This window comes from Gottfriedia sp. OAE603 (assembly GCF_040543965.1).
GTDB classification, from domain to species: Bacteria; Bacillota; Bacilli; order Bacillales; family Bacillaceae_G; genus Gottfriedia; species Gottfriedia solisilvae.
Map to the genome: position 1 here is coordinate 2,411,794 of NZ_JBEUNN010000001.1, position 18,048 is coordinate 2,429,841.

Genomic DNA, 18,048 nt, shown 5'->3' on the forward strand with positions numbered 1-18,048 from the left:
GTTTACTAGAAAGATAGCCGCAAGCGACAAGTAGACGCAAACGGCCATCTCAATTTGAACTTTAATTTCTATTACTTACGTTTTTTAGCGTCTTTCCAGTACCAATCGATTAAGCTGAACTTATCGTTAGAGATTGATGGCTCAATTCCACCTAAGTCTTCATCATAACCCATCGTTAATTTTGGATGGTAAGTCCAGATTAAGATTTCATGATCAGACATGTATTTGTGTAATTCTTGGTAAATTTTAATACGTTTTTCACGGTTTTCTTCTTGTTTATATTGCTCTAATAATCTATCAATTGTCTTATCGTCAACACGGTTACGGTTTGATAAGCCAGGATTTGCTTTTGTTGGAATACCTGAAGAATGGAAGAATTGATAGTGGTCAACGTTAGCGTCATAACCACTCCATCCTAATGCGAAGCAATCTAATTCCCCAGCAGCATATTTATCTAAGAAAATAGACCATTCGTAAGCACGTGGTGTTACTTTAATTCCTAATTTAGCCCAGTTTTGTTGAGCTAGTAAAGCTACTGCTTCACGAGTTTTATTTCCATTGTTATAAGCAAACTCGATTTTTACTGCTTTACCATCTTTATCGTATAATGTGTTTCCACGTTTTTCATAACCAATTTCTTTTAACAATGCAGCAGCTTTTTTCACATCATAAGGAAGTGGTTTTACACTGTCATTATTTTGTGGAATTTTTGGATGCATTGGACCACTACCTTGGTAAGCACGTCCTAATTGAATTTTAGAAACAATTGACTTACGATCTAAACCATAAGCTAATGCTTCACGGAATTTTTCGTTATTCCATGGTTTAACCGCTTCGTTAAATCCGATAAAGTCAAAACGTCCTTGGTCATAAGACTTAGTTGTTGTATCTTTATCCTTTTTAACTTGTGCTAATAATTTTGGTGTAAGAGACTCTACGTAGTCTACATCACCTTTGATTAAGTTAAGTGCTTCTACGTTCGCATCAGGTAATACTTTTGTAATAACTTCGTTTAAATATGGACGACCTTCAAAATAGTTTTTATTAGCAGTTACTACGATACGCTCATTTGATTTCCACTCTTTAAATTTGAATGGGCCTGTACCGATTGGATTACGATGGATTTTATTATTTTTGTTATAATCATCTACACCTTTAGGGAATTGGTGTTTTGGCATAATTGGTGCTGCTGCCACTGTATTTTCAAGGAATAAAACATCCTTTTCTTTTAACGTAATTTGGAATGAATAATCATTGATTAGTTTTGTAGATTTTACTGCATCAAATAATGAAGCGTAATGGTTCTCAGCTTTTGGATTCATGAACATATCATAAGAGAACTTTACATCTTTTGCAGTGAATGGCTTGCCATCATGCCACTTTACACCTTTACGAATTGTGAAAGTATATGTTAAGCCGCTTTTTTTCCAGCTAGTTGCTAGTGCTGGAGCTACTGCACCACTTTTATTTAATGTAAGTAATCCATCATATACCATACTTGTAATATCAATTGAAGCAGAGTCAGACGAATTAAGTGGCGTTAAGCTTACTGCATCAGCGAAAGTTGAAATAACAACTTTCCCACCAACTTTTTTAGAATCGAAACCTTTACGTACAGATGCTGCGTCTGAATGTAATCCCGGTAAACCAGCTAATACTACTGTTGCAGCAAGAGCTGTTGATACGAATTTACTTTTAACGTTTTTCATACCTATTTTCCTCCTCTTATTCGATTAAATTAGTTAATTTGCTGCAGGTTTTTCTGCTTTTACATTTGCAACGGTAATCTTTCCTTCTGGAGAAACTTCAACAGAAGCAGTTAATTTATAACCATCTGCAATTAGTTTAACTAGATCTGAAGTTGATGAAACGCCTGTTTTACCATCCTTCGTCACATTTACAACGACTGCTTCATCTGCAGTTAATGTTAAGTTTTCAAGTGCGACTTCAGAGAAATCAAATACATAGTCACCAGTTGCAGTTACTGTTAAGCCAGTATCTGTCAGTTTTGCAATCGAAGCGTTTAATGCAGTTACTTGGTCATTCGTATAGTTTGTATAAACTGAACCAAAATAACTTACACCAGCAGCTGCATAGCCAGTAAATTCACGGAAAGTGAAATCTTTGTCTGGATTACTCGGTAAGTTACTTACAACAAAGTTAAGATCAACTTCTAATGCTGTTGTCCCAACAGTAATTTTACCGTTTGAATAACCAAGATCACCTTCATAAGAATAAAGACCAGCACCACTTACGAAAGCAACTTTGCCTGCTTTATCAAAAATCACTTCCACTGCTGTTCCAAGTCCTAATGCATCTGTATCAGTAGCTTGATCATCAATGAATAATGAAGCATTAGATGAAAGCTTGTAAGTTTTTACTCCACTATCACTTTTTACAGTAATCGATGTTGGAGTTGAACCTACAACTACACCATTTAAATCTCTATAAACATCTTTAGCTTGTAAGAACTTGTCTACTGCAACAGCAGCAGCTTCTTTCGTTACAACAGCATTAAGATTTGTATCAATAGATAGTACCCCTTTACGTTCTAAGAAGAATAAGAAATCAACAGGACGGTTTGACCAGCTAGTTTTGAATCCAAGACCACTTGCAAGTACTTTTGATAATTCAGCGTAAGTTAAGCCCTTCTTAGGTAAGAATTCACCTTTTTTTGTTAATTTAAAGTAACCTTTACTTACTAACTTTGCAGCATTTGCATTTTTTGTATCTTTAACTTTTACTGATTTAGAAGGAGCTTTACCAAGATATACTAATTTAGCTGCTAAGTCAGCAAATTCTCCTCTTGTAAAACCTTTTTCTGGATTAAAATCAGAACCTTTGTTAACTAAATAACCTAAAGAAACTAATTTCGTAATTGACATTTCACTATCTAAACCTGAAACATCATCAAACGATGCTGCATATGTAGACACACTACCTAATAAAAGTGTAGAAGCTACCACGCCTGAAACAACCAGTTTGCGTAAATCCTTCATTCTAAATACCTCCCCATTCTCTTAACGATACCGATCATATTAGAACTAAAATAATTTGTATATTAGTAGTTTACATACCCCCTCAAGCAGAATAGAAAGAAATATCAGAAAATATAAATATTTCTAACAAATTTATAACACAAAAATACTAATATGAAACTGACAAAAATCTAACATATTTTTAACAAAATTCAAAATATTATAAAAATAGTCGTTTTTTTCATAATTTTCTACTAATTTTTATAAATTTTTTGTGACAAATAGGTTAAAAGTCATAAAAAAAATATGAAAAAAATTACAAAAATCAGTAATTTCTTTCATATTTCATAATATTCAATATTAAAATTTAAGAAGTTTTCAGTAAAAATATTCAATAAATTATTATATTAAACTAATTATTTAAAGCTGTTTTAATCTCTTTTATACTTTTACCCGCCACAAACTCTTCAAATTTTTCCTTATTACCACCAATAAACAAAAGACCAATCGTTAACACAAATACAACAACTAACAAACATCTTCTCATCAAATCAAACATAAAATAAATCCTCCTAAATAGAAAAGTGGAAGCGCCTCGTTCAGCCCCGACTAGCATAAGAACAAGAACAATTGAATGTGCCTTTTACATGAGCTTTTTACACTTTTTACATTCAATAGTACTTTGGCAAGTTGCATTTATATTAATAGTCATTGACCGATCATTTGCCTAGTCCATGATTAACTGCAACTTATAAATATTTTGGAACATATAAATAGAATCACTTTATTCAGTAGTCTTTTCATATGTAGTCCTTCAAATTTATTTCATACTCAACCATTCTATGTCAGAAAATAAATTTTAGTACAAAAAAAATAGTTATTAATTAGAGAACCCTTCAAACCATTCTAATTAACAACTATTTATTCTAACTTTATTTTTTATTTGTCCTAAATACGATTGCGCCTCTTTCATATTCTATATCTTTAATGTTCAATCGAGTGTTAATTACTCTAGCTAGTGCAAAAAAATAATCTGATAGGCGATTCAAATATAGAAAAACTGGCACATGGATTGTTTCTTGTTTCATCAATGATACGACGTTTCGTTCAGCACGTCTTGTAACCGCTCTAGCTTGATGAATAATTGCAGCCGCTTTTGAACCACCTGGTAAGATAAATTTTTCAAGGGGTGGTGTTGCATCCATATATTCATCTATCAGTTTTTCAAGATCTTCAACCATTTTTTCTGTTGTTTTAAATGGAATACCTTCTTTCACAACCGCTAAATCTCCACCACAATCGAATAATTCGTGTTGTATTTTTTGTAAGCTTTCATACAAGTCTTTAGTATCTTCTGAGTCTAAATAAGTCATAGCATATCCAACGATTGTATTAACCTCATCAATCGTGCCATAAGATTCCACTCTTAAATGATCTTTATCTACTCGTTTACCAACTAAGCTTGTTTGACCTTTATCACCAGTTTTAGTATAAATCTTCATGAAACTTCCTCCTTGACTTAAATTTTGTTCTTTCATAGAAATTGAATCTGGATCTACTTCATAAACTTTTTAAATCTATTAAAATAAAATTTTTTATCATTTATAAAAGAGAATAGATATTTAAGCATAATTACTTTTATAAACAATCACTTTTTTATTCGTATTAGGATTATTCATAATTTGAAAAGAAGTCCCGTAAAGCTCTTCAAGTATTTCTTCAGTTAAAACATCTTCCGTTTTGCCTTCACAAAATGATGTACCATCTTTTAGCGCTAATATTCTATCACAATATAAACTCGCCAAATTTAAATCGTGAAAAACCGTTACCACTGTTTTTTCTTCATTTACTTGTAATTCTTTTAATAAATCTAATATTTTAATAGTGTGCATTAGGTCCAAATGATTGCTTGGTTCATCTAAAAATATGTATGGCGTTTCTTGCGCAAAAGCTTGTGCTAAAAATACTCTTTGTCGCTCACCACCGCTAATTTCACTAATAAATTTTTGCTTCATATTATTTGTACTTGTCATTAATAACGCATTACTAACTGCCTTATCATCTTGATCAGTCCAAGTAGGAAATAGCGAGGCTGAATGTGCGATTCTTCCAAGTTTAACAGTTTCGTTTACTTCATATGAAAAAGTATAAGAATTTTGTTGTGATAAGACGGCGATTTTTTTGGCGATTTCTTTATTAGTCATCTTTGTTATATATTCTCCGTCAATCATCACATCCCCTGTTAACGGTTTCAAGAGTCCGCACAGAATATGTAAAAATGTAGACTTTCCACTACCGTTTGGTCCAATTATACCTAACCATTCACCTTCATTGATGGAATAAGAAAGATCCTTTACGTCTTTTTGAATCCCATTATATGAATATGAGATTTGATTACAATTGATCATAGTTTCCCTCTATTTCTTTTTGAGTTGAAGTAAAATAATTGCAAAGATAGGTGCACCAATTAAAGATGTAATAACACCTATTGGTAGTTCTCTTGGAGCTAATATGACCCTAGAAATAATGTCAGAGCCTATTAAAAAGATTGCTCCGTTTATCATTGATAATGGAAGTAGCTTTCTATGTAACGATCCTACGATTGCTCTTGTATAATGCGGAACGACTAATCCCACAAAACCAATTGTACCCGATACTGCTACAGCTGCACCTGATAAAATACTACCTGTAAATAATATTAAATAAGTAACTTTTGTAACATTAATCCCTAAATGTATTGCATTTGTACTACCAAATGTCATTGCATCTAGCTGTCTATTTTGGCTAAATAAAATGAGAAAGGATAAAATTAAAAAAGGTAATAGTGTGATTGAATACTGTATACCTCTTCCTCCGATATTCCCCATTAACCAGCCGATTACAGAGCGCAATTCATTATCTGAAAATGTAATAAATAATGATAATAAGGCCGAACAAAATGAGCTAATAATGATACCACCTAAAATAAGTGTTTCAACATTCAATGATCGATCTAATTTTCTTACAAAAACAATCAATAGTAATAGTGTAAAAAAACCAAAAAGAATACTGACTACAGGTAATGTAAAATAAGTTACGATTGGTAAGCTAATCTGAAAATACAAGACAAAAACTGCCCCTACAGATGCCCCTGAGGAAACACCTAGTGTAAAAGGATCAGCTAATGGATTCTTTAATATGCCTTGAAAGGCAACTCCTGCTAATGAGAGACACGCTCCCACTAAACCTGCTAATAATACGCGAGGAACTCTTATATTCATGACAATCGTTTGAATATCATCAGGGACGAAATTCGTTTTAAAAAACGCATCTGAAAAGCTTTTAATAATAGAATAAAAGGGGATCGATGTTGATCCTATCGAAACCCCTAAAATAAATAATAACAATAAAACAAATGATGGAAGTAAAAATATATTCTTATTTAAAAACCTCTGGATAAACCGCCTTAGCAATTTCTTCTACTCCTTCAACAAGTCTTGGACCAGGTCTTGATGTTGTATCTGCATTAATATCAAAAACTCGTTTATTTTTAATTGCATTTACAGATGTCCAATTTTTTCTTTCTAAAACAACTTTCTCTAAATCAGGAACATAATCACCATATGTAGTTAATATAACATCTGGGTTAGCCTTAATTGCAGACTCTTCACTATACATTACCCAGCCTTTTTCTTTTTCTGCAACGTTTTTCGCATGAATAATTGAAATCATTTCATTAAGAAACGTTCCATTTCCTGCCGTGTATATTTCAGGAGGTCCTGAAATTTCTAACCAAACTAATGGATTCGTGCCAATATTAGCAGTTTTATCGCTGATTTTCTCTAACTTTTCTTTCATATCACTTACAACTTTTTTTGATTCATCAAGTTTTCCAGTGATCTGACCAATTTCTTTAATTGTATCATATACGTCATTTATTGATTCAGCATTTTTCACAACAAACACTGTAATCCCAGCTTGTTTTAATTGTTCTAAACCATCTGCGGATATACCTAGGCTAGATTCATGAGCTAATACTAAATCTGGTTGAAGTGAAATGATTTTCTCAATGTTATAAGTCATATCAGCATTATTTCCACCAACCTTGTCGATCCCTTTCACTTCCTTAGGATAGTTATCAAAGTCAGTTACACCAATCACGTTTTTTCCTTTTCCAATTGAGAACAAGATTTCTGTATTACTTGGTATTAATGAGATAATCTTTTTAGGCTCTTCTTTAATCTCAATTTCTTTATCAGTAGAATCTTTAACTGTTAAAGGAAATTGTGCAACTTCAGTTTTTGGTACATTTGTTTCTTTTTGTGCTGTTTCACTGTTGCACCCAAATAAACCTAAACATAATAATACGACAAACAAACTTGATACGATTTTCTTCATATTTCTCCCCCTAGTATGTTGGAAAGCAAAAAAAACCCCATTCATATTATTGAACGGGGGTCGAAACAACATAATAATACAAGTAAAACTTGCAACTGCTGCTTCAAATTCTCACTCCCCGAAGAATTGAAAACGGATGAATTTAGCAGGTCTACTGACTTTGCTTCAACCTACTCCGACCTTCCCATTCCAATGGAACAGTGGTTTGTTCGTTTCGTCCACATTACAGTTGCGGGGACAGTTCTGGACTTTACCAGATTCCCTATTATGCGATTATCGCACTAAATTCATCAATATTTCATTATATTAATCGTAAAGTATAATAAGTGAGAATTCAATTATTTTATTTAATTGTTTTATATGAAACAAGATTACTCTACAACTTTTTCATTTATTCGTATAAAATGTGGTATTTTCACTTTAAATGTCGTACCTTGCCCTATTTCGCTGAATACTTGAATAGAACCGCCATGAGCGTTAACGATATTCTTAACAATCGATAAACCAAGGCCTGTTCCACTCTTACCTCTAGTTCGTGCTTTATCGGCTTTATAAAACCTTTCAAACACAAATGGTAAATCTTCGGTAGAAATACCAGCACCTGAATCAATGAATTCAAAAATAGTCTCTTCACTATTTTGCGAAACAGAAACGATGATTCTACCATTTTCATTGGAATGTGTAATGGCATTTACTATTAAATTTGTAAAGACTTGTTCCATTCGATCTTCATCGATCAAAACAGTAACTTGTTTAATATCATCTAATTCACCAAAAAGTGAAACGTTCTTCTCTCTTGCTAGCGCTTTAAATTTTCGAATAATACGATCTACAAAGGGAATGACTGGTACTGGTTCACGATTTAATTCGGTAAAACCATTTTCCATCCGCGCAAGGTCTAATAAATCATTTACTAATCTACTCATCCTTAATGATTCATCGTATATAATTTGTGACAGCTCCTGCATCTCTTCTTTAGACTCTGCAACGCCATCAACAATTGCTTCACTGTAGCCTTGTAATAATGAGATTGGTGTCCTTAACTCGTGAGATACATTTGCAATAAAATCTTTTCTCATTTTTTCTAATCGTCTTTGTTCTGTTACATCTCGAATAACTGCAACAACACCGCGGATATTTGTTTGATTGTATAATGGTGACATCACAATTTGCCAATTTCCTTGGTCTAAATTCAATTCAATAAATTGCTTCTTTTCGCTTTCCACTACTAGTTTATATAAATCTAATAAGTCTTTTGTCAAAACTAGTTCTGAATCCTTCTCAAGTTCATCATCATTTAACATTTTTAAAAATCGTTCAGCCGGTGGATTAGTCGTGACAATTCTACCTTCATTGTTGATCGATATAACTCCGTCTACCATACTCGTAATGATATTTGATACTTTCTCTTTTTCTTGTTTTAACGCATTCATATTAAAGTTTAACTTCTTACTCATTTTATTAAAAGAATAAGCAAGTTCACCAATCTCATCATTTGAGTGAATCGGAACTTTTGCATCAAAATTTCCGGAAGTCATATCACCGACCACTTCTTTCATTTTTCTAAGAGGCGCAGTAATTTTAGATGAAAGGAAAAATGAGAAGAAAGTCGTTAAAACAATCCCGATTGAAGCAGCAAGTAAAACAAAATTTGTTGTTTGATGAATCATCCCTTTAACTGGCTGCAATGATTGATACATATAGACAGCACCATGATGGTTTTGATCCTTTATTGCTATACCAACTACTAGCTTTTCTCTTTCGCTATTCTTACCGTATACGAGGCGCTTACTAACATCTTCTTTGTATTCAATCGTTCTATTTAAAACATGATCTTTTTGAATTTCTTCAAAGGGTAATTCTTGAATGCCGTATTTATTATTTGAGTACCAAGGTTCTTCATCTTCAATAGAAATGATCACTCTCGAATAACGATTTACAATATTATTAGATAAGTACTCAACATCTGAAATTGATTGGCCTTTCTCGATTAACCCAGCTATTTTCGTTGCATCATCTTTCATATTTTGTACTTGAAGATCAATATAAAATTTCTCAAAGAATCCTATGAGTACAAATGTTAAAAATGACAATACAAGCGAAACTAGTAATATAATTGTAAGCCAGAGCTTACCAACTAAACTTCTTAAAATCATTACTCCTGACCTACCTCAAATTTATAGCCTACACCCCAAACAGTTACGATCATTTTAGCCGCATCTTCAGAGCATTTACTAAGTTTTTCACGTAATCGTTTTACGTGTGTATCAACAGTACGTAGGTCTCCAAAGAAATCATATTGCCATACTGATTTTAACAATGTCTCACGGTCAAACACTTTATCTGGTGATTTTGCTAAAAATAATAACAGTTCATATTCTTTAGGTGTTAAGCTAACTTCTTCACCTTCAACGATTACTTTATGAGCATCATTATCAATCGTTAAATGCGTGAAAACCACTACATCTTTTGCAGAAGAATTGTCCGAGGTGAAAACTGGCATATTTGATGAACGTCTTAATAAAGCTTTTACCCTAAGTACTACTTCACGCGGGCTAAATGGTTTAATAATATAATCATCTGTACCTACTTCAAATCCTTGAACACGATTTGTTTCTTCACCTTTTGCAGTAAGCATAATAACCGGTGTCGTTTTAACTTTTCTTAACTCTCTACAGACTTCAATTCCATCTATTTTAGGCATCATTAAATCTAACAGTATAAGTGAGTAATCATTTTTTAACGCTAATTCTAACGCATCCTCACCATTGTCTGCTTCATCAATCATGTATCCATCACGCTCTAAGTACATTTTTAATAAACGTCTAATTCGATCTTCATCATCTACAATTAATATTTTTATGTTTTGGTCCATTTTAATTAAACCCCCTTTACATAATTTTACATAATAAAAATTGTATATTCTAGTCCAATTTGTGAACATTTTTACATAATTCTATGAACTTATTATTTCCATCAAGTTCATAATTAAAGCAAAAAAGACAGAATAAAGTAAACTAGCATACTTTAGTCTGTCTTTAATTATAATACATTCAATTTCAGTCGTACTTATTCGAATGTCATCCGCTTATCATTTAAGCGTATGAATGTAGTCCAGCAATGATTAAGTTAACAGCAATTAGGTTGAACATGATGATTGCAAAACCAATTACAGCCAACCAAGCTGATTTTTCCCCTTGCCAGTTACGTTTAAAACGTAGGTGCAAGAATACTGCGTAGAATAACCATGTAATTAATGCCCAGTCCTCTTTTGGATCCCAGCTCCAAAATCTTGTCCAAGCAATTTGAGCCCAAATCATCGCAAAGATTAATCCACCTAAAGTAAAGACAGGGAAACCAATTGCTACCGCACGATATCCAATTTCATCTAATAAATCACTATCAACCTTTTGAACGAAAGGTTGTAAAAATGCGCCAATTCGCTTTCTAATGATTAATCTCATCACTAGATAAAGCGCAATCCCTGCAAAAATTGACCAAATAACTGTATTTAATTTTTTCGCATTGATTAAAGCAGGCATTTCGGCTAATGCTTCAAATTTACCTTCAGTTGTTAATTCACCTTTATGTGGACCAACAAGCGATGGTAAATTATAAATCATTTCCTCTTTTACACCGTCTTTATTAATCCAATTGTATTTCGCTTCGTAACCTGATGCATTAAATGCAGTTGAAATTAGAATGAATGCTACAACAGTTACTAAGAAGTATAAGACAGCTTCAAGCCAAAAAGTTTTCTTCGTAGACTTTGACTGATTAATATTTTTTATCAAATAAATTAAACCAGTTATAAAACTAATAGCTAAAATCGCTTCACCTAAAGCAGCAGTTGTTACGTGAATATGTAACCAGTAACTTTTTAATGAAGGAACTAACGGTTTAATCTCATGTGGGAACACAGTTGCATAAGCAATAATAATAATTGCAATTGGTAATGCAAATAATCCAATAATATTTAAGCGGTAAATGAAATGGATCAGAATGAATGCTAAAATTAACATCATTCCAAAGAATGTAATAAACTCAAATAGATTACTTACAGGTGCATGACCCGCTGCAATCCATCTTGTAATAAAATAAGTGATTTGTAATAAAAACCCTAAAATAGTGATTGATATTCCTATCGTAGCCCATCTATTAGGTCCATGATCGTTTACTTTCAACGAGCCACCAAAAAAGAAAGTAGCTACGATGTAACATATAAACGAAATAAATAAGAAATTACTACTTAGCTCGTACATATTTTCCCCCTATTAAACACTTTTTTCAGATTGTTGATCGATTGGCAATTCAATCTTAGTGTCTCCCAACACTTTTTTCAACTCTTGTTTTAAACCATAATAGTTTTTATTTGTAAATGCTGCAATCCAAATTTCCCCATCTTGATTTTGGATCCAAACTCTTCGATGATACCAGTACATACCTTGGATTACACCAATCATAAAGATTATTCCTCCAATGCCTAGTAACCAAAGTGTTAAATCTTTGCGAACTGTTAAACCAGTCGAATCTTTCGTTTCAATACCAGCAAACGTCATTTTATATTTATTTACACCATCTGGCTCAATGTTTTGTTTAATTGCAACGAATGCTACTTCACCTTTTGGCGTCTCTGGTGTCGTCATTTTAAATACAAATGCCGGATTATTTGGTTTTCTTGTTTTTGTATCAGGAACACCATCTGAATTGAAATAAAAGTCAGGAAAATAGTTTCTTAGCTCTACTTTGTATCCATTCTTTAAATCATAAACTTCTTTTGGATTTTGTAAGTCTACTTTTAATGGACCTAATTTCTTACCAGTTTTTTTATCTTCAAGTGTAAATAAAAATGCACTAAACTCTCCAATTTTATAGTCCACTTGATATAAAGCAAAATTTTGGAATTTTAAAGGTTCATTTACTCGTATATTATAATCTTTTACTTTTGTTAGTTTTGGCTCTTCACCAGGAATTAAATTCCCTTGACGTTTATATAATGTTACGTCAGCTTGATAATTTTTTGGAATTTTATCATTTCCAAAACGTTCAATTGCTTCTTCGTAAACTTTTCCTTCAGTATTCTTATTATAAGTTTCCATATGGAAGTCATTTAGCTTAATATAATAATTTTGATTCGTCCCAACGATTGGCTTTAATTCGCCTTCTTGAACCCATAGTGCTTTATCTAAATACATTCCAGGCACATATCTTAACATTACGCCAATTAAGAAAATGATTAATCCAATATGGTTAACATAAGGACCCCACCGAGAAAATCTACCTTTTTCAGCAAGTATATTGCCGTTTTCTTCACGAATTTTATAACGCTTCTTTAATAGATTTTTCTTTGCTTTTTCAATTTCCTCAGTGATGTTTTCCACTTTCGATGTTCCAAACATTCTTTGTCTCTTTAAAAAGCCGGGATGTCTAGTAACCGTTTGCTTATTCAAAGCTTTATAAAGTGGAACAATACGATCTAAACTACAAATTACTAGTGATATTCCAATTGAAGCTACTAGTAACATGAACCACCAAGAGTTGAATGTATTATCTAGTCCAATAAAGTCATAGATTTTACCGAATGTACCATACTCATCTTGGTAATAAGTTGTTGGATCTGCAGTTGGTGGAAGTAAATCTCTCTGAGGAAAAATTGTTCCAAGTGCAGCAGCTATCAATGTAATGACAATAATGACTACAGCAACTTTTACGGAAGAAAAAAACGTCCAAACTTTATCAATAAAAGTTTGATTGTTTACAATCGAGCGTCGTGCTGTACCCTCATATTTCATATCAAGTAGGTCAGTAGCGGTTTCATCCTGCGGCTTCCCACAAGATTCACAGATTACTGTTCCAACATGATTCAAATGTCCACATTCACATTTAAAAGTCTCCATATCTTTTCCCCTAACTCATTTTACAGCATCATTTTGGTAATATTTCTTTAATATAATTTTCAAAAGAAGTTGATGTCATTTGACCAGTTACAATTCTTTTTACTTTTCCATCAGGACTTACAAAAAATGTAGTCGGTAATGGATTCACACCATAAATGTTTAAAATCTCTTGATCTTTATCAATCGCAATCGGGAATGTAAGTTTATAATCGCTTACAAATTTTTTCACGGAAAACTCTGACTCATCTGCATTTAACGCAAATAATTCAATACCTTGATCTTTATACTTTTGATATAACTCATTCATAAAAGGCATTTCACGTTTACAAGGCTCACACCAAGTACCCCAAAAGTTAACGATGACACCTTTTCCTTTCTGCTCAGAAAGTGTAAATTTTTCTTCAGAATTCAGTTCAGTTAATGCAAAGTTAGGTGCAGTACTCCCTTTGCTTACCACTTCATCTTCCTTAAAGAAATTTATGTAAAAAGTATAACCGATTGCAGCAACCATAATTAAAAGGATTAGTGTACGAATTAACGTTCTATTTTTTTTCATATAAGCAGTTCCTCCCATATGTAAGAATATCATTATTTCCTATTCTTGAATAGAAATATGAAGGTAGGAAACAAAAGACTAAATATTCTAACATCTATTCAACAGTATTGTTTTCACGCAAGAAAAAACTCGGCATTGGCCGAGTCTTTTTGTTAACGTGGCTTTGCTGAAGCCATCGCTCTTAATTGTTTTACCTCATGTGGTGATAACTCTCTTGCATCACCAGCAGTTAATCCAGATAAATCTAAGAACGCATAACGCTCACGTTTTAACTTCATAACAGGAGTTCCGATCGCCTCAAGCATTCTTTTTACTTGACGGTTCCTACCTTCATGAATGACCAATCTAATGATTGCAGTGTTTTTCTTCTTATCAAGTGATATCATTTTTACTTGAGCTGGAGCTGTTTTTCCATCTTCTAGTACTATTCCACGTTCTAATTTACGCAACTGCTCTTTTGTTGGGATTCCTTTTACTTTCGCAATATATTCTTTATCAATTTCATACTTAGGATGTTGTAGTAAATTCGAGAATTCACCATCATTCGTTAAAAGAATAATTCCTGATGTATCGTAATCCAATCTGCCTATTGGAAAAATTCGTTGCGGAATCATTGGAAAGAAATCCGTTACGACTTTTCTACCTTTATCATCAGACACACTAGAAATGACGCCAGATGGTTTATATAAAATAAAGTATACTGGTTCTTCTTTATCGATTGGAACTTCATCCACTTCAACTTTATCGTTACTAGTAACCTTTACACCAAGTTCAGTAACAATTTGACCATTTACTTTAACTTTTCCTTCTTTAATTAATTCTTCTGCTTTACGTCGAGAAGCAATCCCGGCTCTAGCAATAACCTTTTGCAATCTTTCCATTCGCTCAATTCACCTCTTCAACCATCATACAGATTTATACGACTGAATACAAGTTGAAAAGTGTAAAAAGCTTGTCCCAGCTCTAAAGGGATTCATTCATAAACTTTAAACGAAGAAAAAATCAACGTTCTTAGGGCTTTGATAAATCAACAATTTATTTTATAAATTAGGCAATCAACAAATATGTTTCGTTTTGCACCACCTAAATGTCTTATTTCAGAAAAGAATCCAAATCTCAGTTTTCAACTCTATCACTTTACGAATATTTTAGGAAAGGTTACATATAATTTACTAGATTTGCAGAAATGAGGTATTTAAAATGAACTTAACATTAAAACACCCTTCAGCATTTGATCGTGCAAAGGTCATTTCCCCTGGAAGTGTTCTAATCACTAAGAAGCATGAAACGGTTTATATGCTTGTATATGAGGAGAATGAAGAGGAATATCCTTATGTACTTGTTTCATTGTCAGATGCTAGATTAGTTCAAAATTACGATATTATGCCTACCTTAGGTGATATAGAAGACTGGATTGGCGAAATTACTATGGTAACCCAAAAAAATAAACTCTCCATTACAATTCAAGCAAATTATTAATCAATAGTTTATTCAAACAATAAGGTGTCAATACTATATCTATTAATATAAAAAGGAGAATACATTATGAATTATTCTTTTAATCCATCAATAAAATATAATTCAGTTGGGTCGTTTAAACTAGGCGATGTATTTTTTACTTCTCATAAACCTTCGAAAGCATACAAGTTAATCTATGACTCTACAGAAACAAATTATCCCTATATCCTATTATGTTTAGATGATGCAATTTCTATCCAAAGTTTTGATGAAATACCTACGATTGAAGATATTGAAGAAAATATTGGTGAAATCAAATTTACAGTACCTAAAGAAAAATTACTGCTTGTCATCAATTAAAAAGTTTTTCTTAAATAAAAAAACGCCATCTATTACCTCACTTTCTAAATGTTAGTTATGTCTAACATTTAGAAAGTGAGGTAAATTATTGATGACGTTTTATGTTTTTTTATTTACATATTTACATTAAGCAAAGACACTTGCTAGTTTTTCGTCTGTTTGTTCGCTCCAATATTTCAACCACTTTTTAGCACCTTCAAGATCATGAAGTTTCGCTTGACCACATTGTAGTTCATTTGCAGCTGGTACTTCTTCAACTTGAATTCCTAATTCAGCTGTTTTACTTAATAATGCGATTACGTCTGAAATCGACGGTTCTCCCGCAATAATTAAATAGAAGCCTGTTTGGCAACCCATTGGTGATAAATCGATGATTTTGAATGGTTCACCTGCTGGCACTGCTTCTCTAACATTTAAAGCTAATAAATGCTCTAATGTATGAATTGTAGCAGGCTGTAACGCTTGTTTGTTTGGTTGGCAAAAACGGATATCATATTTCGTTACAACTCCATCTGTACCAACTTGGTGTGTTCCACAATGTCTAATATACGGTGCAACTACTTTTGTATGATCTAATTCAAAACTTTCTACTGATGGCATATTTATTTCCTCCTAAAAAATCTCTCTATAGTTTTGTTGCTTCTACAATCCAAACAAAATCATTAAACTGTTGGAAACTGACTGAAAATCCATTTTTTTCGAAATGAGAACGAATAACTGGTATTAATGGATAATATTCTCTTTTCAAGTCATCTCTTAAATCGATGAAATTAGCTTGGTCTGCCTTTGTAATTTCATTTTGAAAAGCTTCCTCTGTTTGAAACATCGTATCTGCAAAAATAATTTTTCCGTTTACTGGTAACAATGAATGATATAGTTTAATAGCTTCATATTTTTCATCATCCGTTAAATGATGAAAAACATAAGAACTAACAATTGTATCAATTTGTTGAGTTGGTTTTGGAAATTCAATTAAATCTCCATCATGAATGACAACATTTTCACCTAATTTTTTAGAGGCGATTAGTCTCATTTCTGGTGATGGTTCAATCGGAAATACTTGTTTATTTGAATCGATTAAAAGCTTTGTTAAATTACCAGTACCAATTCCAAATTCAAGTACATTTTCCCCACTTCGTTTTACAATTTCATCTAAAATTTCATCATAACGTCGGAATACTTCTTTATACTCTGCATCCTGACCTTGAACGAATGAATCATAACTTTCAGCCCAACCTGTGAATACATCTAAAAATTCTCTTCCCATTTATCTCACCCTTGATGTTTCAAATATTAACGCCTGTTCTAAGTCTTCTTTTAAATCCTCTAAATCTTCAAGTCCAATTGATAAACGAATTAATTCATCGGAGATACCTGATGCTAATCGTTTTTCTCTTGGAATAGAAGCATGCGTCATTTTTGAAGGAATCCCTACCAGACTTTCAACTGCTCCTAAGCTTTCCGCTAATGTAAACCATTTTAATTTCCCTACAAATACTTCAGGATCTAAACCTTCTTGTAGTTCAAATGATAGCATTCCACCAAAACCACTACTTTGTTGTTTCGCTAACTCGTGATTTGGATGCGTATCTAAACCTGGATAAAATACTTTATTTACATTTGGATGTGCATTTAGTAATTTAGCAATTTCATGAGTGTTTCTTTCATGCTCTTCCATTCTAATTCCTAATGTTTTAATTCCACGTTGCAATAACCAGCTGTCATTTGGACCAAGCACGCCGCCGATTGAATTTTGATAAAATCCAATTTCTTCAGCAAGTTCTACGTTATTTGTCACAACAATTCCTGCTACAACATCACTATGGCCACCTAAATATTTCGTTCCACTATGAACGACAATATCAGCTCCAAGTGTTAATGGCTGTTGCCAGTATGGTGTTGCAAATGTGTTATCTACAACCGTTAATACATTATATTCTTTTGCAATTTTTGATACACCTTTGATATCTGTAATTTTCAACAATGGATTACTTGGTGATTCAATAAAGATTGCTTTCGTGTTTGGTGAAATAACTTCTTCAACTAGTGCTAAGTTACTTGTATCCACAAATGTTGCAGAAATGCCTAAGTTTGATAATACTTTTGTTAATAAGCGATACGTACCACCATATACATCATCACCAACGACAATATGATCTCCCGTTTTAAACAAACTAAATACCGTATGAATTGCCGCCATACCTGAAGCAAATGCAAAACCAGCTACACCGTGCTCAATATCTTTCATTAATTCTTCAAGCGCATGACGTGTTGGATTGCCTGTTCTGGAATATTCAAAGCCTCTATGCTTGCCAACAGCATCTTGCTTATACGTACTCGTTTGATAAATTGGAACACTAACTGCACCCGTAGCTTCATCTCTACTTATTCCTCCATGAATTAACGCTGTCTTTTTCTTCAT

General features: G+C 32.7%; 18 protein-coding genes and 1 riboswitch. Of the genes, 2 read left to right on the plus strand and 16 right to left on the minus strand.

Annotated features, from left to right (window positions below):
• Window positions 1-71: 71 nt before the first annotated feature.
• The 13 genes from ABID96_RS12150 to rluB all read right to left on the minus strand — a co-directional run bounded on the left by ABID96_RS12150 (window position 72) and on the right by rluB (window position 14,689).
• Window positions 72-1,709: an ABC transporter substrate-binding protein gene (locus ABID96_RS12150; RefSeq protein ID WP_192602270.1), complete on the minus strand. Its 1,638-nt coding sequence runs from the start codon at window positions 1,707-1,709 to the stop codon at window positions 72-74.
• A 33-nt stretch (window positions 1,710-1,742) separates the two neighbouring features.
• Window positions 1,743-2,999 carry an S-layer homology domain-containing protein gene (locus ABID96_RS12155; RefSeq protein ID WP_192602271.1) on the minus strand — a complete coding sequence of 419 codons (1,257 nt, stop codon included), beginning with the start codon at window positions 2,997-2,999 and terminating at the stop codon, window positions 1,743-1,745.
• A 391-nt stretch (window positions 3,000-3,390) separates the two neighbouring features.
• Window positions 3,391-3,537, minus strand: coding sequence for a hypothetical protein (locus tag ABID96_RS12160; protein WP_192602272.1), 147 nt, complete (start codon window positions 3,535-3,537; stop codon window positions 3,391-3,393).
• A 373-nt stretch (window positions 3,538-3,910) separates the two neighbouring features.
• Window positions 3,911-4,480, minus strand: a complete 570-nt coding sequence (locus ABID96_RS12165) for a cob(I)yrinic acid a,c-diamide adenosyltransferase (RefSeq protein WP_192602273.1) — start codon at window positions 4,478-4,480, stop codon at window positions 3,911-3,913.
• A gap of 120 nt (window positions 4,481-4,600) precedes the next feature.
• Entirely contained in the window at window positions 4,601-5,386 is a 786-nt protein-coding gene (locus tag ABID96_RS12170; RefSeq protein WP_192602274.1) for an ABC transporter ATP-binding protein, read from the minus strand.
• Between the two features lie 9 nt (window positions 5,387-5,395).
• The gene (locus ABID96_RS12175) at window positions 5,396-6,430 is read right to left on the minus strand and encodes a FecCD family ABC transporter permease (protein ID WP_192602275.1); all 1,035 of its coding nucleotides are present in this window, start codon (window positions 6,428-6,430) and stop codon (window positions 5,396-5,398) included.
• A complete protein-coding gene (locus tag ABID96_RS12180) occupies window positions 6,396-7,355 on the minus strand; it encodes an ABC transporter substrate-binding protein (protein WP_192602276.1) in 960 nt (319 codons plus the stop codon). The genes ABID96_RS12175 and ABID96_RS12180 overlap by 35 nt, the downstream gene beginning before the upstream one ends.
• 127 nt (window positions 7,356-7,482) lie before the next feature.
• Window positions 7,483-7,656, minus strand: a riboswitch (cobalamin riboswitch).
• Between the two features lie 70 nt (window positions 7,657-7,726).
• Window positions 7,727-9,511 carry an ATP-binding protein gene (locus ABID96_RS12185; protein WP_192602277.1) on the minus strand — a complete coding sequence of 595 codons (1,785 nt, stop codon included), beginning with the start codon at window positions 9,509-9,511 and terminating at the stop codon, window positions 7,727-7,729.
• Window positions 9,511-10,230, minus strand: coding sequence for a response regulator transcription factor (locus ABID96_RS12190; protein WP_192602278.1), 720 nt, complete (start codon window positions 10,228-10,230; stop codon window positions 9,511-9,513). The genes ABID96_RS12185 and ABID96_RS12190 overlap by 1 nt, the downstream gene beginning before the upstream one ends.
• Window positions 10,231-10,450: 220 nt before the next feature.
• Window positions 10,451-11,617 (minus strand): c-type cytochrome biogenesis protein CcsB, encoded by a 1,167-nt coding sequence (ccsB, locus tag ABID96_RS12195; protein ID WP_192602279.1) that lies wholly within the window; start codon window positions 11,615-11,617, stop codon window positions 10,451-10,453.
• A 12-nt stretch (window positions 11,618-11,629) separates the two neighbouring features.
• Window positions 11,630-13,252 (minus strand): cytochrome c biogenesis protein ResB, encoded by a 1,623-nt coding sequence (gene resB, locus ABID96_RS12200; protein ID WP_192602280.1) that lies wholly within the window; start codon window positions 13,250-13,252, stop codon window positions 11,630-11,632.
• 28 nt (window positions 13,253-13,280) lie between these two features.
• Window positions 13,281-13,808, minus strand: coding sequence for a thiol-disulfide oxidoreductase ResA (gene resA / locus ABID96_RS12205; RefSeq protein WP_192602281.1), 528 nt, complete (start codon window positions 13,806-13,808; stop codon window positions 13,281-13,283).
• A 152-nt stretch (window positions 13,809-13,960) separates the two neighbouring features.
• The gene (gene rluB / locus ABID96_RS12210) at window positions 13,961-14,689 is read right to left on the minus strand and encodes a 23S rRNA pseudouridine(2605) synthase RluB (RefSeq protein ID WP_087999364.1); all 729 of its coding nucleotides are present in this window, start codon (window positions 14,687-14,689) and stop codon (window positions 13,961-13,963) included.
• Window positions 14,690-15,008: 319 nt separating this feature from the next.
• On the opposite strand from rluB, the gene ABID96_RS12215 reads away from it, so the two are divergent.
• Window positions 15,009-15,287, plus strand: coding sequence for a hypothetical protein (locus ABID96_RS12215; protein WP_192602282.1), 279 nt, complete (start codon window positions 15,009-15,011; stop codon window positions 15,285-15,287).
• A 66-nt stretch (window positions 15,288-15,353) separates the two neighbouring features.
• Window positions 15,354-15,626 (plus strand): hypothetical protein, encoded by a 273-nt coding sequence (locus tag ABID96_RS12220; protein ID WP_235821399.1) that lies wholly within the window; start codon window positions 15,354-15,356, stop codon window positions 15,624-15,626.
• Between the two features lie 126 nt (window positions 15,627-15,752).
• On the opposite strand, the gene ABID96_RS12225 is transcribed toward ABID96_RS12220, so the two are convergent.
• Genes ABID96_RS12225 through ABID96_RS12235 form a run of 3 tightly spaced genes read right to left on the minus strand, consistent with a single transcriptional unit; the run spans window position 15,753 to window position 18,048 of the window.
• Window positions 15,753-16,226, minus strand: a complete 474-nt coding sequence (locus ABID96_RS12225) for an S-ribosylhomocysteine lyase (RefSeq protein ID WP_192602283.1) — start codon at window positions 16,224-16,226, stop codon at window positions 15,753-15,755.
• Between the two features lie 25 nt (window positions 16,227-16,251).
• Entirely contained in the window at window positions 16,252-16,893 is a 642-nt protein-coding gene (locus ABID96_RS12230) for a class I SAM-dependent methyltransferase (protein ID WP_192602284.1), read from the minus strand.
• Complete coding sequence (locus tag ABID96_RS12235; RefSeq protein WP_192602285.1) at window positions 16,894-18,048, minus strand: bifunctional cystathionine gamma-lyase/homocysteine desulfhydrase; 1,155 nt, start codon at window positions 18,046-18,048, stop codon at window positions 16,894-16,896.